Source organism: Specibacter sp. NPDC057265, assembly GCF_042668835.1.
GTDB lineage: Bacteria > Actinomycetota > Actinomycetes > Actinomycetales > Micrococcaceae > Specibacter.
Window position 1 is genome coordinate 44,637 of record NZ_JBHUYE010000011.1, and the last position, 20,724, is coordinate 65,360.

General features: G+C 62.7%; 17 protein-coding genes and 1 tRNA gene. 12 read left to right on the forward strand and 6 right to left on the reverse strand.

Annotated elements, in window-relative coordinates; genetic code table 11:
• The first annotated feature begins 3 nt into the window (after positions 1 to 3).
• From ACFUCV_RS09730 to ACFUCV_RS09740, 3 genes are all read left to right on the forward strand, one after another.
• Positions 4 to 963 (forward strand): metallophosphoesterase, encoded by a 960-nt coding sequence (locus ACFUCV_RS09730; protein WP_380815035.1) that lies wholly within the window; start codon positions 4 to 6, stop codon positions 961 to 963.
• 98 nt (positions 964 to 1,061) lie between these two features.
• Positions 1,062 to 1,138 (forward strand) — tRNA-Pro (locus ACFUCV_RS09735).
• Between the two features lie 199 nt (positions 1,139 to 1,337).
• On the forward strand, positions 1,338 to 2,567 hold the full coding sequence (locus ACFUCV_RS09740; protein ID WP_380815037.1) for a helix-turn-helix domain-containing protein: 1,230 nt from the start codon (positions 1,338 to 1,340) through the stop codon (positions 2,565 to 2,567).
• 66 nt (positions 2,568 to 2,633) lie between these two features.
• On the opposite strand, the gene ACFUCV_RS09745 is transcribed toward ACFUCV_RS09740, so the two are convergent.
• Together ACFUCV_RS09745 and purD are read right to left on the reverse strand one after the other, a co-directional pair.
• Positions 2,634 to 3,566 carry a phosphoribosylaminoimidazolesuccinocarboxamide synthase gene (locus tag ACFUCV_RS09745; protein ID WP_380815039.1) on the reverse strand — a complete coding sequence of 311 codons (933 nt, stop codon included), beginning with the start codon at positions 3,564 to 3,566 and terminating at the stop codon, positions 2,634 to 2,636.
• A gap of 13 nt (positions 3,567 to 3,579) precedes the next feature.
• Positions 3,580 to 4,872 carry a phosphoribosylamine--glycine ligase gene (gene purD / locus ACFUCV_RS09750; RefSeq protein WP_380815041.1) on the reverse strand — a complete coding sequence of 431 codons (1,293 nt, stop codon included), beginning with the start codon at positions 4,870 to 4,872 and terminating at the stop codon, positions 3,580 to 3,582.
• Between the two features lie 510 nt (positions 4,873 to 5,382).
• Here purD and ACFUCV_RS09755 point away from each other — a divergent pair.
• From ACFUCV_RS09755 to ACFUCV_RS09770, 4 genes are all read left to right on the forward strand, one after another.
• On the forward strand, positions 5,383 to 7,791 hold the full coding sequence (locus ACFUCV_RS09755) for an LPXTG cell wall anchor domain-containing protein (RefSeq protein ID WP_380815043.1): 2,409 nt from the start codon (positions 5,383 to 5,385) through the stop codon (positions 7,789 to 7,791).
• A gap of 149 nt (positions 7,792 to 7,940) precedes the next feature.
• Complete coding sequence (locus tag ACFUCV_RS09760) at positions 7,941 to 8,483, forward strand: hypothetical protein (RefSeq protein ID WP_380815045.1); 543 nt, start codon at positions 7,941 to 7,943, stop codon at positions 8,481 to 8,483.
• 36 nt (positions 8,484 to 8,519) lie between these two features.
• Positions 8,520 to 9,524 carry an asparaginase gene (locus ACFUCV_RS09765; protein WP_380815047.1) on the forward strand — a complete coding sequence of 335 codons (1,005 nt, stop codon included), beginning with the start codon at positions 8,520 to 8,522 and terminating at the stop codon, positions 9,522 to 9,524.
• Positions 9,525 to 9,532: 8 nt separating this feature from the next.
• A complete protein-coding gene (locus ACFUCV_RS09770; RefSeq protein WP_380815049.1) occupies positions 9,533 to 9,886 on the forward strand; it encodes a sterol carrier family protein in 354 nt (117 codons plus the stop codon).
• 22 nt (positions 9,887 to 9,908) lie between these two features.
• On the opposite strand, the gene ACFUCV_RS09775 is transcribed toward ACFUCV_RS09770, so the two are convergent.
• Positions 9,909 to 10,766, reverse strand: coding sequence for a cytochrome c oxidase assembly protein (locus ACFUCV_RS09775; RefSeq protein WP_380815050.1), 858 nt, complete (start codon positions 10,764 to 10,766; stop codon positions 9,909 to 9,911).
• A complete protein-coding gene (locus ACFUCV_RS09780; RefSeq protein ID WP_380815052.1) occupies positions 10,763 to 11,323 on the reverse strand; it encodes a DUF2243 domain-containing protein in 561 nt (186 codons plus the stop codon). Before ACFUCV_RS09780 ends, ACFUCV_RS09775 begins: the two co-directional genes overlap by 4 nt.
• 231 nt (positions 11,324 to 11,554) lie before the next feature.
• Between ACFUCV_RS09780 and ACFUCV_RS09785 the strand changes: the two genes are divergently transcribed.
• The 4 genes from ACFUCV_RS09785 to purM all read left to right on the forward strand — a co-directional run bounded on the left by ACFUCV_RS09785 (position 11,555) and on the right by purM (position 15,485).
• Positions 11,555 to 12,298 carry an MBL fold metallo-hydrolase gene (locus ACFUCV_RS09785; protein WP_380815053.1) on the forward strand — a complete coding sequence of 248 codons (744 nt, stop codon included), beginning with the start codon at positions 11,555 to 11,557 and terminating at the stop codon, positions 12,296 to 12,298.
• A gap of 47 nt (positions 12,299 to 12,345) precedes the next feature.
• Positions 12,346 to 12,669 carry a hypothetical protein gene (locus ACFUCV_RS09790; RefSeq protein ID WP_380815054.1) on the forward strand — a complete coding sequence of 108 codons (324 nt, stop codon included), beginning with the start codon at positions 12,346 to 12,348 and terminating at the stop codon, positions 12,667 to 12,669.
• 78 nt (positions 12,670 to 12,747) lie between these two features.
• Positions 12,748 to 14,313 (forward strand): amidophosphoribosyltransferase, encoded by a 1,566-nt coding sequence (gene purF / locus ACFUCV_RS09795; RefSeq protein ID WP_380815055.1) that lies wholly within the window; start codon positions 12,748 to 12,750, stop codon positions 14,311 to 14,313.
• Positions 14,314 to 14,336: 23 nt separating this feature from the next.
• Entirely contained in the window at positions 14,337 to 15,485 is a 1,149-nt protein-coding gene (purM, locus tag ACFUCV_RS09800) for a phosphoribosylformylglycinamidine cyclo-ligase (protein WP_380815057.1), read from the forward strand.
• Between the two features lie 168 nt (positions 15,486 to 15,653).
• Here the strand turns inward: purM and ACFUCV_RS09805 are convergent, their stop codons facing one another.
• Positions 15,654 to 15,884, reverse strand: a complete 231-nt coding sequence (locus tag ACFUCV_RS09805) for a DUF3073 domain-containing protein (RefSeq protein WP_380815059.1) — start codon at positions 15,882 to 15,884, stop codon at positions 15,654 to 15,656.
• Between the two features lie 326 nt (positions 15,885 to 16,210).
• Here ACFUCV_RS09805 and ACFUCV_RS09810 point away from each other — a divergent pair, with 326 nt between their 5' ends.
• The gene (locus ACFUCV_RS09810; RefSeq protein ID WP_380815061.1) at positions 16,211 to 17,920 is read left to right on the forward strand and encodes a hypothetical protein; all 1,710 of its coding nucleotides are present in this window, start codon (positions 16,211 to 16,213) and stop codon (positions 17,918 to 17,920) included.
• 69 nt (positions 17,921 to 17,989) lie between these two features.
• Here the strand turns inward: ACFUCV_RS09810 and clpB are convergent, their stop codons facing one another.
• The gene (clpB, locus tag ACFUCV_RS09815) at positions 17,990 to 20,605 is read right to left on the reverse strand and encodes an ATP-dependent chaperone ClpB (protein ID WP_380815063.1); all 2,616 of its coding nucleotides are present in this window, start codon (positions 20,603 to 20,605) and stop codon (positions 17,990 to 17,992) included.
• Between the last annotated feature and the right edge of the window lie 119 nt (positions 20,606 to 20,724).

The following is a 20,724-nucleotide window of genomic DNA, read 5'->3' on the forward strand; positions in this document are numbered from 1 at the left end:
CAAATGACAAGTACCCAAGCGGCCCCGTCCCGTCTCCCAGCCTGGGGAGCAGCGGCGGGGCTTGCTGTTGCCGCCGGTGCCGGCGCCGTGGCCTACGGTGCCTTCATTGAACGTCACAACTTCGAACTCCGGGAAGAGTCGCTGGCCATTCTTCCCGCCGGAGCGGAACCGTTCACCATTTTGCACCTGTCGGACATCCACTTCTCCCCCGGTCAAAACAAGACAGCCCAATGGTTGCGGAACCTGGCAGCCCTTGAACCGGATTTGGTGGTGAATACGGGCGACAACCTCAGCCACCCTGAAGCCATCGAACCCCTCCTGGACGCCCTGCAGCCGCTGATGCGTTTTCCGGGAGTGTTTGTCCCTGGCTCCAACGACTACTTTGCGCCGCGTTTGAAAAATCCGCTGGCCTATTTCAACGGACCTTCCACCTTGCGCAGCGGGCGGCGGAAGCAGCCCGTGGCACTGAACACCTCAGCCCTGCACGCAGGTTTTGGCGTGGGCGGCTGGGTGGATCTGACCAACCGTGCCCAGTCCATTCCGCTCAACGGCATCCGTTTTGATTTCAGTGGCGTGGATGATCCGCATTTAAACCGGGAACGCTATGCCGGCTGGCCACGTGGCGCAGCCGGGCAGGACAGCGCCCCACACGTCAAGATTGCTGTGGCCCACGCCCCGTACCAGCGGGTTCTGGACCATTTCACGGCCGCCGGCGCGGAGTTGATCCTGGCCGGCCACACCCACGGCGGGCAGGTTTGCGTCCCGGGCTATGGTGCACTGGTGAGCAACTGTGATCTGCCCACCTGGAGGGCCCGCGGGCTTCATGATTGGGAATTCAGAGGTCACGTCACGCCCGTCAACGTCTCGGCTGGAATTGGCACCTCCCGCACCGCACCCTTCCGTTTTGCCTGCAGGCCGGAGGCAGTGATGCTGACCTTGACGGCAAAGCAAACCCGGCACTGACGGGACTCAACCGTGCCGATTTCGTGATCATGGCTTCTCTCCGCTATTCTTGAGAGGTTGCTTTTCCAATCCTTCACCGGAGCGGAGCGGAACAAAATCGGGGTGTGGCGCAGCTTGGTAGCGCGCGTCGTTCGGGACGACGAGGCCGCAGGTTCAAATCCTGTCACCCCGACCACATTTAGGGAGCGGCATCCACAAGGATGCCGCTCCCTTTTTGGCTTCCAGGCCACGCGGTGGTGGCAGCCACCACTGTCCAAAGAGCTAGTCTTTTCACCGGTGTCTGTGAAATATGACAGCTTCTGTTATGTTCATATTCAACGAGCTGTCTCGTTGGAAAACGGGTGGGGGTGTCCCACAGGCGAGGAGCAGCAACTATGGGCAGCAGTTTCGGGGAACGCCTCAAGCAGGAGCGGTTGTCACGCAACCTCACCCAGGCCGAACTGGGCGGGGAACTGTATTCATCGAGCTACATCTCCCTTCTCGAAAATGCCCATCGGGAACCCACCACGGAGATCATTGAGGAACTGGCCCGCCGCTTGGAGTTGGCACCGGCATCCGTTGCGCAGTGGAACCAGGCCCCCCAGGCCAGCGAGTGCCTGCGCCTGTCCCTGTGCGCACAGCAAAGTTGGGATACCCGGGACTATTTGGGGGCAGTGACCAGCGCCCAGGCTGCCGCGGAGTTGGCGTGTGCGGACGGGGACACGGTTTCCTGGTGGAAAATGACTTTCCTTGCCGCCAACGCGCTGCTGCGCCACGGCGACCACGCGGAAGCGGCTGCCACCTTGGGCAAGCTGCTGCGGCATTCACTCACCATTGACAGTGATGCGCTCTCCCTTCGCGCCCAGCAGGTCATGGCCGCGGCCATGCTGGCGCAGGGCGCCTTGCCGGAGGCCATCACGCATGCCACCTTGGCTGTGGAAATCGGTTCGGGCGACAGCGCTGAGGAATACGGTTCCTACCTGATGGCACTGCAGACGCTGATCGGTGCATTAACCGAGGCCGGGCGCCTGGATGAAGCCTGGGCGCACACGGTGGTGTTGGCCGATTCCGTCTCCGAGACCACTCCGGCGCAAATGGCCGGGGAAATCCACTGGGTCATTGGAAATGTGGCGTTCATCCGGCAGGACGTTTCCACGGGATTGGAACACCACGCCCAGGCAGCCCAGCTGCTCTCCCCCACCGCCGACCTGTCCCGCTGGGCCCAGTTCAACAAGGCCACCGCATGGGTGCGGCTCATGGCCGGCGTGGTGGAACCGGCCACCCTGCAGGCCATTGAGCGCAGCGAGCTGGCCCATTCCGTGGTGGGGGCAACGGTGGCCGAGACGCTGGAAGTTTCACTGCTGCGTGCACGTTGGCACTACCTCACCGGCGAACTGCCGCAGGCACTGGAACTTTTGGACAGCATCGAGGCCCAGTGCGAGCAGCTGGCACCGCATATTGCCGGGGATACCGCACTGTTGCTGGGCAACACCTTGGAAGCATGCTCGCGGCATGACCAGGCCCTGGACGCCTACCGCAAAGCCCAGCTGCGCTACCAGCATGCCGGCGCAGCCGACAGGGCAGGGGTCGCGGCCGAACATCTGGCCCAGCTGCACGCCGTGTAGCTTTGCCAGCTTCCCCCCGCCTGCCAGCCTTCCAGGTCCGACGCCGGCTTCGCCCCGTGCCGCTGTTTAGACGAAAATCGTGCCTGTGAGACGCTCAAAGGCTTCCACGTAGCGGGCCCGCGTGCGCTCCACCACATCGGCCGGCAGGGCCGGCGGGGGCGTATCCGAGGCCCGGTCCCAGCCGGATTCGGCGCTGTCCAGCCAGTCGCGGACATACTGCTTGTCGAAGCTGGGCTGGGCCTGTCCGGGCTGCCACAGTTGCGCGTCCCAAAAGCGTGAGGAATCAGGGGTCAACACTTCATCGCCGAGCGTGATTGCACCGGTGGCCGGATCGGTGCCGAATTCCACCTTGGTGTCTGCCAGGATGATGCCGCGTTCCCGGGCAATCTCCTCCGCACGGGCATAAATTTTCAAGCTCAGCTCCCGCAGGGACTGTGCGTCGTTTTGACCCACAGTGTCCACCATGACTTCAAAGCTGATGTTTTCATCGTGCTCGCCCACCTCGGCCTTGGCGGAGGGGGTGAAAATGGCTTCCTCCAGGCGTGAACCATCCACCAAACCTGCCGGCATCGGCAGGGAGCACACGGTCTGGGAGTTGCGGTATTCAAGCAGGCCGGAACCGGTCAAATAACCCCGGGCAATGCATTCGATGGGGAACATGTCCAATTTTCGGCACACCATGGCACGTCCAGCCAGCTGTGCCGGCACGCCGTCCTCCACGGAGCTTGCCACCACATGGTTGGGTACCTGGAGCTGGTCAAACCACCACAGGCTCAGACCGGTCAGGATGCGGCCCTTGTCAGGGATTTCGGTGGCCAGAACATGATCGTAGGCGCTGATGCGGTCGCTCGCCACCACCAACACCACATCTTCACGGCCCATAAACGGCGCGTCGGCCGTGGCCTGGCCCGGTGCGGGGACATACAGCTCGCGGACCTTGCCGGAGTAGACGTGGATCCAACCCGGCAGTGCGGGGGCGGGGGGAAGTGCAGTGCTCATGTAAAAAATTTCCTTATGCCTGGGTGGCGGCGTCCGCCACTGTGATTTCACCGCGGGCGGCCTTTGCCGCAATGTCCTTGCGGTACTGTCCGCCATCGAGCGAAATCCGCTCCATGCCTGCGTAGGCGCGCTCCCGGGCAGCATCCAAACCATCCGCCCTGCCCACAACTGCCAGCACACGGCCGCCCGCGCTCACAGTATGGCCATCGCTGTTGGTGCCGGTTCCTGCATGCAGCACGTGCACGCCGTCGAGCGCATTGGCCTTTTTGAGTCCACGGATCCGGTCACCCGTGCGCGGAGTGTCCGGGTAGTTCCCGCTGGCAAGGACCACGGCGACGGCGGTTTCAGGTGACCAGCGCAATGGTTCCATGTCAGCCAGCTGTCCCTTGGCTGCCGCCATGAGCACGCCACCGAGCGGGGTTTCCAGACGGGCCAGTACGGCCTGGGTTTCGGGGTCACCAAAACGGGCATTGAACTCAATGACCCGGGTGCCGCGGCTGGTCAGTGCCAAACCGCAATACAGCACGCCGGTGAAGGGCGTGCCGCGGTGTGCCATGGCGTCGATGGTGGGTTGGGCCACCCTGTCAATGACTTCCTGCACCAAACCGGCGGGAACCCACTCCAGCGGGGAGTACGCACCCATGCCCCCGGTGTTGGGACCTTCATCGCCGTCGTAAATGCGTTTGAAATCCTGCGCCGGCTCCAAGGGAACCACAGTGCGGCCGTCGGCCAGCACAAACAGGGACACTTCGGGCCCGTCGAGGAACTCCTCAATGACCACGGTGCCGCCCACGGCAAAGCATGCCTCGGCGTGGGCCAGTGCCTCCGCGCGGTCGTTGGTCACAACCACGCCCTTGCCGGCGGCGAGGCCGTCGTCCTTGACCACATGGGGTGCGCCGAAATCATCAAGCGCCGCCGCGGCCTCCTCGGCATTTACGGCAACCTTGGCCATGGCCGTGGGCACCTGCGCTTCAGCCATGACTGTTTTGGCGAAAGCCTTGGAAGCTTCCAGCTTGGCAGCTTCCCTGCTGGGGCCAAAGACCGGAATTCCGGCCTCCCGGACAGCATCGGCCACACCGGCAGCCAAAGGCGCTTCGGGTCCAATGACCACAAGGTCGCTTCCCAGCTGGACAGCGAGCGCCGTCACCGCGGCGGGGTCGCCGGCATTGACCTGATGGGTGGGCGCAATCGCCGCAATTCCCGCGTTGCCGGGAGCGGCATGCACTTCGCTGACGTTGGGATCGTTAAGTAAGGAGCGGACAAGGGCGTGTTCGCGGCCTCCGGGGCCAATCACTAAAACCTTCACCTTCCAAGGGTACTTGGCGCAGGGGGCAGTGCCGCAAAATGACAGGGCGTGCACCGGGAGCCATCCGCTGATCCTCAGTGCCGCCGCGCTGGCACTGCTGCTCTCCGGCGGCGCTTTCACCGTTGTGGGAGTTCGACGCCGGGCAATGAGCCAAGCGATGTTGCAAGACTAGGCTTTCCTGCTCCGATACTTATTGGGCGTCTGCCATTTGGCAGGCGCCCAATGCTTTTTGAACTGCCATCGCTTCGCGCCAACCCAGAAAATGGCCTGCATCAACTACGGGGCATGTCAATGGGTAGCTTGCTGAAGCTGACATGGCCTGCATCGTTATGCGTAATAAAAAGTATTCTATGGATAGTTGGCTGTTTGCGTTGTCGGCCCTTACTCCACTTGATAGCTTTACGGATGAGTGCGCCGTACTTCTGTCTGTGCTTTCCCAATGAGCAGAGTACTGGTGCCAGCACTCTTGCCGCCAAGGCAATAATCATCACTCCAGGGGGAACCTTACACATGCAAGCATCCACACGCGCCTTCATCAAGCGCGGAGGCGCAGTCTGCGCTGCAGCCGTCGTCCTTATAGGCGGCACTTTCACAGCAGGGGCCGCTACGGCCTCGCCGTCTCAGGACATTGAACCAAGCTCAATCTCCTCAGCAGTTGCTTCGGCAACCTCCACTCCCTCAACTACCGACGCTCCGCTGCCGGAAGGTCTTGCCGAAGCAGTCGAGCGCGACCTTGACATTTCAGTCGAGGAATTCAACGAGCAGGGTGCGCTGACTTTTGAAGCTGGCAAGATTCAAAAGGCCCTTACGGCGGTCGACCCCGATGCTGTTGTGTCACTTGATGGTGAAAGCGTCAAGGTCCAGACCACCGAGACCGCAGCGGCAGAAACCGCCGCTGGCGATACCAAGGTCAACATTGAGACCCCTGCGGTTCCGGCGACCACTTCTGCTGCCGCTGTGTCTCCCGCGAACAATGTCGACACCCTTTTGACGGACTATATTGCCGAGTACAAAGATGTCTCAAATCTGCAATCCATCATGATCAATGCCGCCGGTGAATTTGTCATCCGCACGGGCGAACCTGCAACGGGCGGCCCCGCCATTGCGCGTTCCGCCGCGCCCGTTGGCAAGACAGCTTTGAGCGACTTCGCCGCGAAATATGGCAACGTCAAAATTGAAGCTGCCAATGGACCGGCAACACCCTACGTCGATGTAGTCAACGGCCAGGGTTATGCCGCAATTGTCGGCGACGGAGGCGGTTACTGCTCCGTCGGATGGAACGGCTTCAATGCTGAGGGAGCTCCTGCTGTCATCACTGCCGGTCACTGCACCAGCGACGGCGCTGCGGACCGGGCTGAATTGACCGACCCCACAACGGAACCAGCAGTGGAAGGCCCCGGGGGCGGCAACCTCGGTGTTTTGGGCAAATTCGGCTACTCACAGTTCGGCGGTCCGGGTCATACACCTGTAACGGGCGACATTACCGATCCCAGCAGTGAACTCGGCAACATAGGCACAGACGTTGCCGTCATCGACAAAATTGAAGCCGCCGTCGATCAGTTCACTACGGTGACCGATTGGACCACACAGGCTGATCTTAAGGCCAGCGGGCCTCAGGTCACAGGCGTATCCGATGCAATCATCGGAGCACCCATCTGCAAGTCAGGCCGCACCACCGGCTGGAGCTGTGCAAAAGTTGAGGCAACGGGCATTTTCCTCGTTGGGGGCATGGACAACGCCACCGACCCTACAGACGTCCGCGCAGTGCGTGGCTTTGGCTCAACTACCCTTGCGGCTGCACCGGGTGACTCGGGCGGATCAATCATTGCGGGCAATTTGGCCGTGGGCATGATCAGCGCAGGCGTTCCCGCTGAAGCCGGCCAACCTGCCGGCCCCACTTACGGCGTAAGCCTCAGCGATGCCCTCTCAAAGACAGCTGGTTACACGGTCAAGATCTTCTTGAACACACCCACCATCGCCACCACCGCTCCCGTCTACCGTGAAGGGGCCATCACAGGTTCCGTTTCCGCACCAGCCGGATCCACCGTTCTTGTCACGGTTAACAGTGTCACCACCGAAGTTCCTGTCGCTGCCGATGGCACGTGGACGGCGAAGGCACCGAACAAATTCGGCACTTTCAAGGTGACTGCCGTGACTAAGAATGGTTTTAGCGAATCAGCAGCCGCAACGGGTTCCGTTGAGGTCATCAAGGAAACCCTCCCTGTCCCCGTCATCGCGGCTCCGGCCAATGAAGGCACCGTGGCAGCTCCTGTCGATGCCATCACCGGAACCGGCACCGCCGGTGCCACCGTCGCCGTGGAAATTTCCGACAGCGATGATGAGACCAAAGACATCACGGGCACCGCTGTTGTTGGCGCAAACGGCAACTGGTCAGTTGCCGTCAATCCGGGTCTGGCCGTAGGAAACTACACCGCCACAGCCCAGCAGACCCAGCTTGACTGGAACGATTCCCCTACGGCGACAAATACCTTTGCTGTTGTTTACGCCGCACCGGCCGTTGTTTCGCCGGCCAACGGTGCGGAGTTCGCCTTCGATGAAGGTCCTACGGAAATCACCGGCACCAACATCGCCGGTGCCGACGTCGTGGTGACAGTCAATGGCACCAGCTACAACGCCGTCGTCACCGACACCACGTGGACAGTGACCCTGAACAATCGCCTGGGCAGCGGCACTTACGCCGTCACGGCCGTTCAAAGCCTCAACGGCGTCACTTCCCTGATCGCCGAGTCCACCTTCACCGTGTTGGCGGCACCGCAGGCCCCGGCACCGGGTGGAACCGACATGGACCTGGCCAACACCGGCGCTTCTGGCACCACAGTGTTGCTCGCCATTGCCGGCGGCCTGGTGTTGCTCGGTGGCGCGGCATTCCTACTGATCCGCCGTCGGGGCACCAACTAGCCTCGAGGAACCACGGTTCCAAAACAGCAACATCCAACTGAATAAAAAGTGGGTCCCGTTCGTCGCGAAGGGGACCCACTTTTCATTACGGGCACAAAGACTTTGCGCCTATGCTTTGACCAAACCCCCACGCATTCAAGGGAGGCATCATGAACGGCAGGAAAATGGCGGCAACAGTGCTCGCCGCCACGTTGACAGGAGCGCTTGGCATGAGTGGTTGCGCCACACCGCAGGATCCCGGAGCCCCTTCATCAGCCCCCACCACCGCGGCAGCTGCTGCGGGCGCGGATGACACCACCGCTTTGCTGGTGCTCAATGATTCCCTGCGTGCCCAGCTCGGTGACGCCTATTCGGATTCCTGGATTGAAAACAATTCCCTGCACGTGGCCGTCACGGACGAATCCGCTGCGAAGCTCGTGTCTGCCGCCGGCGCCATCCCCAAACTCGTCACCATCAATGCCGAACAGCTCGAAGCCGCCCTGCAGGCAGTTTCCGCGTGGCAGGCCAAGCTCCCGGCAGAGCAGGGTGCTGCCATCCACAAGCTCATCCCTGACGGCAACACATCCACCCTGACCATTTATGTGGCCCCGGAGCAGCTCGACGTCGTCGCCCAGGCAGCCGCCCAGGACAAGCCCGCCGGGGACGTGCCGCTGGTCATCAAGGAATCCATGGGCCTTGCCACACCGTACTAACGCACTGCGCCCCCGGCCTGTGGATAGGATGGCACCATGATCCAAAATCTCCAGGCGTACGACGCCGTCGAGCTCGCCGTCCTGGAACGCAGCGGATTTGTGGAGTCCATCCACACCGGCTCCGCAGTGGTGGTGGCCGCGGACGGTTCCGTGGTCACCGAGCTGGGCAACATCAATGCCCCCATTTATCCCAGGTCCGCGGCCAAGCCCTTTCAGGCGCTCGCCGCCATGCAGGCCGGTGTGCCACTGCGCGGCGCGCAGGTGGCCATTGCCTGCGGCAGCCACACGGGATCCCTGGATCATATGGACATGGTGTCCGGCATGCTCAAGGCCGCAGGACTGGAGGAAAAACACCTGGGCTGTCCCCCGGCGTGGCCCAGCGACGCCTCCGCCCGCGCCTGGATGGTCCGCACAGGGCGGGAGAAATCAAAACTGGCCATGAGCTGCTCCGGCAAACATGCCGCTTTCCTGTGGGCCTGCACTGAAAACGGTTGGGACGTTTCCGGGTACTTGGAGCCCAACCACCCCATGCAGCGCGCCGTGCGGAGCGTTTTGGAGGAATGCACGCAGGAAACAGTGGCCCACACGGGCGTGGACGGTTGCGGTGCGCCCGTCATGGCAGTGTCGCTCACGGGACTCGCCCGCGCCTTCAGCACCCTCGCCCAGGCCCCGTCCAACAAGCATGCCAACGCCCGCGCGGCCACCATTGCCACCTCCATGCTGGATTATCCGTGGGCCGTGGAAGGGCATGGAAAACCCAATACCGTGGTCATGGACGAACTGGGCATCCTGGCGAAGATGGGTGCCGAGGGCGTGCTGCTGCTCGCCACCTCCACCGGCGCCGGCGCCGCAGTAAAAATCCTCGATGGCAATGGACGCGCCGCAACGTTGGTGGGCCTGACACTCCTGGCCGCCTCCGGCGCCGTTGATGTCCCGCCGGTGGCTGAACTGTTGAACAAATTGGTGCCGCCGGTGATGGGCGGCAACAGCGCGGCCGGCAGCCTGCGTCTGGGCCAAGCCGTGAGCGCCCTGCTTAACTAGGAGAAGCCATGGCCACCCGACGTCGGATCGACATTGCAGAAGGAAGTGCGGCCCTCACCGCTTGGCGCGCAGGCGGCGCGCCCCGGACCGTCACTGCCACCGCTGTGCGCTACACCCTGGAGGAGCTCGCCGCGCGGGCGCCCGGCAATTCCGTGGAGGTGCGCGTCCCGCCTTTTGGGGTGACCCAGTGCATTGCCGGTCCCCGGCATACCCGGGGCACCCCTCCGAACGTGGTGGAGTGCGACGCCGCAACTTGGCTGGCGCTGGTCACCGGCGCCTTGGCATGGGCTGACGCCGTGGAACGCGGTGTGGTGGCAGCATCCGGTTTGCGGGCGGATTTGTCAGAGCAGCTGCCGCTGTGACCACGGACGCGGTGGCTGCACCTCACGGGTCATTTGCTGCGCGCAGGCCAAGGCCGCCTCGGCTTGCTTCCCGCGGGCGGGCAAACCGGGCAGGCCGCCGGCTGGCCCGTACCGGCCGCCACGAGGTGACCAGGGCGAAGGCCAGCAGCAGTTCGGCCACGTCTCCGGCGTAATACATCAGTTCACCGGCCTGGCGAAGCTCCCCGGCAGTTGCTGCACCCACCTGCACAAACAACCCGGCATACAGCAGCTGGGAAATGATGGCGTGTCCGGCAATGGCAAAGCCGAGCACCACCAGCCGCGCCGGCACGGACGGCCTGCGGGGTGCAGGGTCGGGCCCGGCAATCACCCAGGCAAACAAGTACCCGGCGGCGAAGAAATGGAAGTGGATAAGTGCGTGAAGCACGGGCCTGCTGGCCGCCGCCTCGTACAGGGGCGTGAAATACAGCGCTGCCAGACCGCCCACACTCAGGAGCAGGGCCGTCACCGGGTGGGCAATAAAATGCATGGGCCAGGCACGCATCACCCGGCCCAGCATTTGACCGTGCCGGCGCGGAACGGAGCGCAACAACAAGGTGACCGGGGCCGCCAGCACCAAAGCCAAAGGAGCGTACATGCCAATCACCAGGTGCTGATACATGTGGGCGGGCAGGGAACCCGCCGGGTAGGGTGCGGTTTGCACCAGCAAGCCATGGCCTAAAAGGACCGTACCTCCAAGGAACGCTGCGGTCCGCCAAGGATTCCAACCACGCGGTTCGGCACTTTGCAGGCGTGCCAGCGCCCAATAGCCCACCGCCAGCACCATCAGCACCACCAGCGGCACGGCCCATGACCACGCAGCTGGTTCAGGGTGCAGCTGGGCTTCATGGACCGGAATCATGCTCGCGGTCCCACGCCGTCGGCGGCCTTGGCCGGCCGCACCGCACCTGAGCGCTGCAACAACCAACCACCAACCATTAAAAGAACTCCGAGGACCAGAAACAGGATGTCCGCCAGCGTTTGGAATTCCCCGCTGACCACATGATGGATCCCCAACACATGGTGGTCAATGACCCCCTCAACAACATTGAACAGGCCCCAGCCAAACAGCATCCATCCCCACAGCACCCTGGAAGTCCAGACGCGGCCCCGCGAACCGGCAATGCGGGAATATAAAATCCCCAAGCCAATGAGCACCGCCAGCCACGTGAAGGTGTGGAAAAACCCGTCCCAAAGAGTATTCATCTGCAGTCCGTGGACGGTTGTCACTGGCCATGAACCAACATCAATGTTGGCAGTGGCGGAACTGGAAAGCATATGGTGCCATTGCAGAATTTGATGCAGCAGGATCCCGTCCACGAATCCACCCAAGCCGAGGCCCAAAATCACCCCTGGCAAGGTGATGGACCGTGGGAGGGTCGGTTGCCGTTGTGTTTTTGGTGCCCCATGATGTGACATAGCCGCTCCTACATCGCCCGCTCCGGCCCCTGCTCAGCCATTGCTTCAAAACTATAGGGGCCCGAAAACACTTTGAAAAGGCCGCTTGCAGCCCTGACGCGCTTGGGGAAGGTCCAGGGCCTTTCGTAGCGCCACCTGCAAGGGTTAGGCTCAGGGAAACTACGTGAACACCTTGAAATTTCCCCACAGGGTCAGACATTGGCAAGGCTTGAGGAAAGGAAAAAGTCTCCCATGTTTCATCGCAACGTTGCCGAGCAAATTCATTTGATCGAGCATGCCGGAGTCAACTGCTACATCGTGGAAGACGGCCCAAAGGTGATGCTTGTTGACGCAGGCCTTCCCCGCATGTGGGACATGACCATGAAGGCCCTGCAGGAGTTGGGCCATTCGCCGCAGAACATTTCGGCCCTGGTGCTCACCCACGCGCACTTTGACCATGTGGGGTTTGCTGCCCGGGTTGAGCAGGAGTTGAACGTCCCCATTTTTGTCCATCCCGGGGACGCTTATCTTGCCGCGCATCCCTACAGCTACAAACATGAGAAGAGCCGCATTTTTTATCCCCTGCGGTACCCGCGCTGCATCCCCATTCTGGCTCAAATGACCCGCGCGGGGGCGCTGCAGGTCAAGGGCATCAACAACTTTAAAACCCTCCATGCAGACCTCACCGAGGATCTGCCCGGCCATCCGGAACTTGTCTTCACCCCTGGGCACACCGCGGGCCATTGTGCGCTGCACTTCGCGGACAGGGGCGCGTTGATCACCGGAGACGCATTGGTGACCATGGACCCGTATACCGGGATGGGCGGACCACAAATTGTTTCCGCGGCAGCCACAGCGGACACGAAATTGGCGTTGGAATCCCTGACCGCCCTGGAACGCACGGGCGCCGGCGTCGTTCTTCCCGGCCATGGAGCCCCCTTTGGGGACGGGGTGGAAAAGGCTGTGGAACTGGCCAGGAACAGCCAGGTCACCTAACCCGCCGGCCAAGGCAGCTGCCAAGCTTGGGCAGGTATTCTGTGATCATGACTTCCCAGCCTGACAACTCATCCAGCGTGCCGCGCAAACTTCAGCTTCGCCGCGCACCAAAGTACGTCCCATTTCTCATTCTTGGCGGCCTCCTGGGGCTGGTGGTGGCGGCAATTCTAGCCTTCAGCTTCACGCCGGGGGAGGAATTTGATTCCTCAAGCGTCTTTGGCTTGTTCGCCGTGCTGCTGGTGCTTCCCGGCATGGGCGTGGGCGCCATGGTTGCTTTGCTGCTGGATCGCCGGGGACGGCGCAAAAGCACCACGTTGCTGGTGGAGCCCCTCCCCGAAGATGGCAGCGACGCCGAATCCGAAAGGGCCTAGGGTCCCTGCCATCGGGATCCGCTTCAAGTCCACCGGAACTGTTCCTGCCGGGGAGCAATACGTGAGATAATTCTTTACGTGGCACGCGGAGACGGAAAATTATCCCATGATCTTTTACCCGGCGAAAAGGGACCGCAGGACGCTTGTGGCGTTCTGGGCATCTGGGCACCCGGTGAAGAGGTTGCAAAACTAACTTATTACGGGCTGTACTCACTCCAGCACCGTGGTCAGGAATCAGCCGGCATAGCGGCAAGTGACGGCAATCGGATCAGTGTCTATAAGGACATGGGGCTCGTTTCCCAAGTATTCGACGAACCAACCCTCAATACCCTGACAGGTCATATGGCTGTGGGCCATTGCCGCTACTCCACCACGGGGGCGGCCAACTGGGCCAACGCGCAGCCAACGCTGGGCGCAACCGACAGCGGCACGGTGGCTCTGGCACACAACGGCAATTTGACCAATTCGGCCGAGCTCCTTGAAATGGTCATGGCCAAATACGGTTCCCCCACCTCAGGTGAGATGGCGCAGGGCAATACCACCGACACGGCCCTGGTGACCACATTGCTGCGTGGCGATTCCGGCAGTTCCCTCGAAGACACGGCCATGGACCTGCTGCCCAAGATCCAGGGTGCATTCAGCTTTGTTTTCATGGATGAGCACACCCTTTACGCTGCCCGCGACCCCCACGGTGTCCGCCCCCTCGTATTGGGGCGCCTGGAAAGTGGTTGGGTTGTGGCCTCCGAGGATGCGGCCCTGAACACCATTGGCGCCTCGCGCATCCGTGAAATTGAGCCGGGGGAATTCATTGCCATCGATGAAGACGGTGTGCGCTCCCAACGTTTCGCTCCGGCCACTCCGGCCGGTTGTGTTTTTGAGTACGTTTACCTGGCCCGCCCGGACGCCACCATCGCCGGCCGTTCGGTGTACGAATCCCGCGTGGAAATGGGCCGCCAGCTGGCCCGCGAAAGCCACTACGACGCCGATTTGGTGATTCCGGTGCCGGAGTCCGGCACCCCCGCGGCCATTGGCTATGCGGAGGAATCAGGCATTCCCTTCGCCCACGGCTTTGTGAAGAATGCCTATGTTGGCCGTACCTTCATCCAGCCCACCGACACCCTGCGCAAGCTGGGCATCAAACTCAAGCTCAGCGCGCTTGATTCAGTGATCCGCGGCAAGCGCATTGTGGTGGTGGATGATTCAATTGTCCGCGGCAACACCCAGCGCGCAGTGGTGCGCATGCTCAAGGAAGCAGGTGCCGCTGAAGTCCATGTGAAGATTTCATCCCCGCCTGTGCGCTGGCCATGTTTTTACGGCATTGACTTTGCCTCCCGCGCAGAACTGATAGCCAATGGTGCGGCGGTGGAGGAGATTGCCAAGTCCATTGGGGCCAATTCCCTCGAGTACATTTCCGAGGACGGCATGATTGATGCCACGAACCAGCCGCGTGAGCGCCTCTGCACAGCATGCTTCACGGGCAAGTACCCCATTGAGCTGCCCGCCAGTGACCGTCTGGGCAAGAACCTGCTCGAACGCACGGCGGCCAATAATGCCATCCCTTCCACCGGCTGCGATCCGGGACCTGACTCGGAAATGGAACGACTCCTGACCGATGAAGACCGCATAGCTGCCACCGGTTCCTAAAGCCTTCGTAAGAAAGAGACGCCATGTCCAACGCCTCCCATGAGCCTGCCCTCCAGGGCATCACCTATGCCAGCGCCGGGGTTGATACCGAAGCGGGCGATCTAGCAGTTGATCTAATGAAGGAAGCCGTCAAGGCCACGCATGGCGCCAATGTTGTGGGTGGTTTTGGCGGGTTCGCCGGCCTCTATGACGTTTCCAAGTTGCTGACGTACAAAAAACCGTACCTGGCAACGTCCACCGACGGCGTGGGGACCAAGGTGGCCATTGCCCAGGCCATGGACATCCACGACACCATTGGTTATGACCTGGTGGGCATGGTGGTCGATGACATTGTGGTGGTTGGGGCCGAGCCCTTGTTCATGACCGATTACATTGCCACCGGCAAGGTTGTTCCCCAGCGCGTGGCTGACATTGTCCGCGGCATTGCCAGCGCCTGCCAAGTGGCCGGGACGGCCCTGGTGGGCGGGGAGACCGCTGAGCACCCGGGGCTGCTGGCGCCGGATGAGTACGACGTCGCAGGTGCCTGCACGGGTGTGGTCGAGGCCGAGCTGTTGTTGGGTCCGGAACGCGTGCGGGCCGGGGACGTCATCATCGGCATGGCGTCCTCGGGCCTGCATTCCAACGGTTATTCGCTGGTCCGCCGCGTCATCAACCACGCAGGCTGGGCGCTGGACCGGCAGGTTTCAGAACTGGGACGCACCCTGGGCGAAGAGTTGCTCGAGCCCACCCGCGTCTATGCCGCCGACTGCCTGGATTTGACCCGTTACCTGCCTGTCACGCAGGACAAGGCAGTGCATGGCTTCAGCCACATCACCGGCGGCGGTTTGGCTGCCAACCTGGCCCGGGTGCTGCCCCAAGGCCTCATTGGCACGGTTGACCGTTCCACCTGGAGCCTGCCGGCCATTTTCAACCTGGTGTCCGAGCTGGGCAATGTGCCCCTTGCGGATTTGGAACGCACCTTGAACCTGGGCGTGGGCATGGTTGCCGTGGTTTCCGCGGACGCGGCCGACGACGCCCTGGCCCGCCTGAACTCGCGGGGGCTGCCGTCCTGGGTCATGGGCACCGTCACCACTGAAGCCGGCGACTCGGACAAGAGTGGCAGCGATTACACCCAGGGCGCCAAGGGTGTGGACGGCGGCGCCGTCCGCCTGGTGGGCAACTACGCAATCTGATTTCCCCACAAAAGCACCGCCGATCCTGCAATGCGGCTCCCCGGCTGGGGAGACATGCAGGAACGGCGGTGTTTTTGCTTCCGGGGACAACAAAATCACCGCACGTGTCTTCAAGTGAGGCCTCGAGTCCCGTGCAGGGTTTGTTGCGTCTACTTCCGACAGATGGTTCTACCCAATACGGCGGGAGTTCACATCGTCGTCGTCGTCAAACTGATCCGCATACTTGTCTTCATATGCCGAATAATCCGGCTCTGCCGGGATCTCACTGTAGTGGCTCGGGGCTCGCCGAGTGCTTCCACCGAGTTCTTTTTGCAGTGCTGAATAGTCAGTGTTCGGGGAGTAGTACTTAATGTCCCGAGCCTGCTTGGTTGCCTTTGCCTTTTGACGGCCGCGCCCCATGGCGTGACCCCCTTTTTACACTTGGACCGGAGGTGGTCGCTCGGGCTAGAGCGAGGCTCCGGAATATTCGGTCAGTTTGTCGTAACCCTAGATTACATTAGTTCTGCCCGGGCTGTGTTCCACCATGGGCTGTTCTGCCCACGGTGGAACAGTGTTTTTGAGCTGAAGAGAGCCTCTTATTCGGTAGAGTCACTTGTAAGATAAGGCACTTGTTCCAGACACAGGTGGCAAATCCGTACGGCGGGGCACTTCTTGAGCCGTACCAGGCCACCACCAAAAGCACGATTTTGCGCGGAAAACTGCGGCGCAGTACGGAAGGTAGACCCATGAACGAGAGCAGCAACGCCAACGATCAGGGCCACACAACAGGACCTGCCCAGGAATCGGACCCTGCTGCCGCCAAGGGCGCCGGCGTCGAGCAGGGAGGCTCCGGGGAGGATTATGTCTTTGCCGAGCCGCAGCTCGGTGCCGCGGAGATCAGCGAAGACGTGGCCCAGTCGGCTGACTTGGAGGCGGCCGAGGCTGAAGCCGCCCAGGTGGCGCATGAGGCCGAGCTTGCTGCGCAAAGCGTGTCTTCACCTTCCGGGTCCGCCACCGCCGAGGATATTGACTGGGACGGCGCGGCCACCGTGATGCGCACTGATTTTTCCAAGGAACCCGTAGCCACCAATTCCTGGCCCGCCCAGACCGGTAAAGCCCCCGCGGCCGAGCCGGCTGTTGAGCCGGTTCCCGAGGCCGCCGGCGGGGCCGGGAATGAGGCCGCCGACGGGTCCGCGGAGGGCACAGCTGCCGAGATTCAGCAGGCAGCGGCAGAGCAGGCCGGGGCACACCCCGGACCCCTGCACACCGAGCCGCCAGCGGCGCCGGCCAGGCCCACCACACTCCCGGCCGGTGAAGCCCGCCAGGGCGCTTCGGTGCCAAATCAGCCTGATGCAGATGCCACGCCCGCCGACGCCGAAACGGCTGTCATTCCGGACGCGCCGGAGGTTGCCGCCGACGCCGGCCCAGGCGCCACGACGGGCCATGATGTTCCCCCGCCCCCCACGGCGGCGCCCCTGGGTGGACACAGCGTTGACGACGGCCATGGCTGGCGCCGTCCGGAAACACCCTGGCAGCAGTCGCAGACACCGTGGCAGCCCAAGGCCGGGGGCTGGCAATCCCCCGCACAAATGGAACGGGGCAGGGCAGACGCCGCAGCCCTGGCAGCTGCGGGTGAATCTTCCGGCCAGCAACCGCATGCCGCGTCGGGAGCATCAGTGCACCCCGGCGGCGCGCCCACCGCCCACAACTCCGGCAGCACCGGCGTTCCGCCCACACCAGGCAACCCACAAAGCCGGCAAGGCTCCGGTGTTCCACCACTTCCCGGCAACGCCCAGGGTCTCGGCTACCCCGGCAACGCCCAGGGCCCCGGCTACCCGCAGGGCCCCGGCTACCCGCAGGGTCCCGGCGGCAGTGGAACACCGGGCAACGGCAAGAAGAAGTTGTTCATCATCCTGGGCGTCGCGGTGCTGGGGCTGGGATTGATAGCGCTCTTTATTTGGATGCTGCTGAATTTCATTTTAGGCAACTTGGCCAAGGATGCAGCTGGGCCGGCACCTGTTGCAGCCAGCTCACAGTCCAGTGCCGACACAGGCCAGCCCACTGCCGAGGCCACTGCGGGCTCTGACGACAAGGTCATCTTGACTGATCTCTCTCCCTTGGAATGGCTGGAAGAGGATTGCCTGCGTAACTTCACGAATGCCTCCTCCCCCGCCGATGTGGTGCTGTGCAGCGGCCCCCACAACGCGCAATTGGTGGGAACGTTCTATTACGGCGACAAGGAGGAGTTTCCCGGCGTCGATGCCCTCAAGGCCAAGGCCGCGGAAGTGTGCGACGGCGTGGAACTCACCACTGCCGCTTCCAGCATGACCTCCCTGAAGCAGACCACCGCCTACCCTTCCGAGAGCACCTGGGCGGACAGCGACGACCGCCGCGTCGATTGCCTGGTCCATGACACCCGTGAGGGGAACCAATTGCAGGAATCCCTGACCAAGTAACAGCCAGACAGGCAACAAAAGGTGCAGCCCATGTCTGGGCTGCACCTTTTCTGTGTTCCTGCCGTGGTTTTACTTGCGCCGGACGCTCAGGCCGGCACCCGCGGCGGTTGATTCATCGAGTTCGTTGAAGTCGGCGGCGGTGTCCACCAGCACGGTGTCGCCGTCGGTGATGGAACCGGCAAGAATTTCCTTGGCCAGCCGGTCGCCGATTTGGCGCTGGACCAGACGCCGCAGCGGCCGCGCGCCGTAGGCCGGGTCATAGCCCGTCAACGCCAACCATGCCTTGGCCGACTCGGTCACCTCCAGCGTCAGGCGCCGCTCGTGCAGCCGTACGGACAACGCCTGCACCTGGAGGTCCACAATGCGGGAAAGCTCCTCAACGCTCAACGCATCAAACATGACAATCTCATCCAGCCGGTTCAGGAACTCGGGTTTGAAGGAGGCCTCCACAATGTTCATCACCGCCTGGTGCTTGTCCTCCTGCGCAAGATTGGGATCCACCAGGAACTGTGAGCCCAGGTTGGACGTCAGCACAATGATGACGTTGCGGAAGTCCACAGTGCGGCCCTGCCCGTCGGTGAGCCGGCCGTCGTCGAACACCTGCAGCAGGATGTCAAAGACTTCCGGGTGGGCCTTCTCCACTTCATCGAGCAGCACCACTGAATAGGGCCGGCGGCGCACCGCCTCCGTCAGCTGCCCGCCCTCGTCGTAACCGACATATCCGGGAGGGGCACCGACCAGCCGGGAGACCGAGTGCTTCTCGGAGTACTCGGACATGTCAATGCGGATCATGGCGCGTTCATCATCGAACAGGAAGTCCGCGAGCGCCTTGGCCAGCTCCGTCTTGCCCACGCCCGTGGGGCCCAGGAAGAGGAAGGAACCGGTGGGCCGGTCCGGATCGCTGATGCCCGCCCGGGCGCGGCGAACGGCGTCGGACACTGCCGTGACGGCGGAGGCCTGGCCAATGAGCCGGGAGCCCAGCACCTGTTCCATCTGCAGCAGCTTTTGGCTTTCGCCCTGCAGCATGCGCCCGGCCGGAATGCCTGTCCATGCCGAGATCACCTCGGCAATGTCATCGGCCGTGACTTCCTCGGCCACCATGAGTTCGGGCCTGTCAACGGATTGCTCTTCGGCGGCTGCGGCCTCAAGCTCACGCTGCAGTGCCGGAATTTCGCCGTACAACATCCGCGAAGCCAGCTCCAGGTCACCGTCGCGCTGGGCCTTGTCCGCCACTGAACGCAGCTCATCGAGTTTGGCCTTCAGGTCCCCCACCCGGTTCAGGCCGGCCTTTTCAGCCTCCCATTGGGAATTGAGGGCGGAAAGCTCCTCTTTTTTATCAGCCATGTCCGCGCGCAGGGCTTCCAGGCGCTCCACCGACGCCGGATCCGTTTCCCCGGACAGTGCCAGTTCCTCCATGGTCAAACGGTCCACGGAACGGCGCAGCTGGTCGATTTCCTCCGGCGCGGAGTCAATTTCCATCCGCAGGCGCGAGGCGGCCTCGTCCATGAGGTCAATGGCCTTGTCCGGCAGTTGGCGGCCGCTGATGTAACGGTTGGAGAGCGTCGCGGCAGCCACGAGCGCCGAGTCGGCAATGGCCACCTTGTGGTGCGCTTCGTAGCGTTCCTTCAGGCCACGCAAAATGCCAATGGTGTCACTGACGCTGGGTTCACCCACAAACACCTGCTGAAAGCGGCGTTCCAAGGCTGGGTCCTTCTCAATGTTTTCGCGGTACTCATCCAGCGTGGTGGCACCAATGAGCCGCAGCTCGCCGCGGGCCAGCATGGGCTTGAGCATGTTGCCGGCGTCCATGGAGCCTTCGGAGGCGCCGGCACCGACCACGGTGTGGATCTCATCAATGAAGGTGACAATTTGTCCGTCCGAGGCCTTGATTTCCTCCAGCACGGCCTTGAGCCGCTCCTCGAATTCGCCGCGGTACTTGGCCCCGGCCACCATGGAGGCCAAATCCAGGCTGATGAGCGTCTTGCCGCGCAGCGATTCGGGCACGTCCCCGGCCACCATGCGTTGGGCCAGGCCTTCCACCACGGCTGTCTTGCCCACGCCGGGGTCACCGATGAGCACGGGGTTGTTTTTGGTGCGCCGGCTCAATACCTGGATGACGCGCCGGATCTCGCTGTCCCGGCCAATGACCGGGTCCAGTTTGCCCGAGCGCGCCACTGCCGTCATGTCCACGCCAAACTTTTCCAGCGCCTGGAAGGTGTTTTCGGGGTCGGCGGTGGTGACTTTGCCGTCACCGCGCACGGTGGGCAGGGCTGCTTGAAGCGCGGCCCCGGTGGCACCCGCGCTGCGCAGGGCGTTTCCTGTGGCACCGGCGTCGTCCGCCAGGCCCAGCAGCAAATGCTCCGTGGAGACGTAACTGTCGCCCATGCGCTCGGCCAGCTGCTGGGCGGACTGCACCACCATGAGGGTGTTGCGGCTCAGTTGCGCCTGGGCCACGGAGGAACCTGATGACGACGGGAGACTGCGGATGGCGGTGCTGGCGCCAACGCTGACAACGTCCGGGTCCACCCCGGCAGCCTTCAAAAGGGCCACGGCCACGCCTTGGCGCTGGTCCATGAGCGCCTTGAGCAGGTGGGCAGGTTCAACCGTGGGATTGCCTGCCGTGGAGGCGTTCATGGCGGCGGCGGAAAGAGCCTCCTGGCTCTTTGTGGTGAATTTGGTGTCCAAGAGAGGTCCTTTCGTGGGCCGGAAGGTGCCGGGATGCACCATCCTTAACTTGAGTCTACTACGCTCAACTTGCTGTTTGGCCCAGTTATTCCCGCTCTTTGCGGCCTCAATATCCTTGC

Coding starts and splice junctions, on each gene's coding strand:
- ACFUCV_RS09780 (WP_380815052.1), bottom strand. CDS start 11,323: ATGTCACATCATGGGGCACCAAAAACACAACGGCAACCGACCCTCCCA.
- ACFUCV_RS09745 (WP_380815039.1), bottom strand. CDS start 3,566: ATGAGCACTGCACTTCCCCCCGCCCCCGCACTGCCGGGTTGGATCCAC.
- ACFUCV_RS09730 (WP_380815035.1), top strand. CDS start 4: ATGACAAGTACCCAAGCGGCCCCGTCCCGTCTCCCAGCCTGGGGAGCA.
- ACFUCV_RS09770 (WP_380815049.1), top strand. CDS start 9,533: ATGGCCACCCGACGTCGGATCGACATTGCAGAAGGAAGTGCGGCCCTC.
- ACFUCV_RS09775 (WP_380815050.1), bottom strand. CDS start 10,766: ATGATTCCGGTCCATGAAGCCCAGCTGCACCCTGAACCAGCTGCGTGG.
- ACFUCV_RS09785 (WP_380815053.1), top strand. CDS start 11,555: ATGTTTCATCGCAACGTTGCCGAGCAAATTCATTTGATCGAGCATGCC.
- ACFUCV_RS09805 (WP_380815059.1), bottom strand. CDS start 15,884: ATGGGGCGCGGCCGTCAAAAGGCAAAGGCAACCAAGCAGGCTCGGGAC.
- ACFUCV_RS09760 (WP_380815045.1), top strand. CDS start 7,941: ATGAACGGCAGGAAAATGGCGGCAACAGTGCTCGCCGCCACGTTGACA.
- ACFUCV_RS09740 (WP_380815037.1), top strand. CDS start 1,338: ATGGGCAGCAGTTTCGGGGAACGCCTCAAGCAGGAGCGGTTGTCACGC.
- ACFUCV_RS09790 (WP_380815054.1), top strand. CDS start 12,346: ATGACTTCCCAGCCTGACAACTCATCCAGCGTGCCGCGCAAACTTCAG.
- purM (WP_380815057.1), top strand. CDS start 14,337: ATGTCCAACGCCTCCCATGAGCCTGCCCTCCAGGGCATCACCTATGCC.
- ACFUCV_RS09755 (WP_380815043.1), top strand. CDS start 5,383: ATGCAAGCATCCACACGCGCCTTCATCAAGCGCGGAGGCGCAGTCTGC.
- ACFUCV_RS09765 (WP_380815047.1), top strand. CDS start 8,520: ATGATCCAAAATCTCCAGGCGTACGACGCCGTCGAGCTCGCCGTCCTG.
- ACFUCV_RS09810 (WP_380815061.1), top strand. CDS start 16,211: ATGAACGAGAGCAGCAACGCCAACGATCAGGGCCACACAACAGGACCT.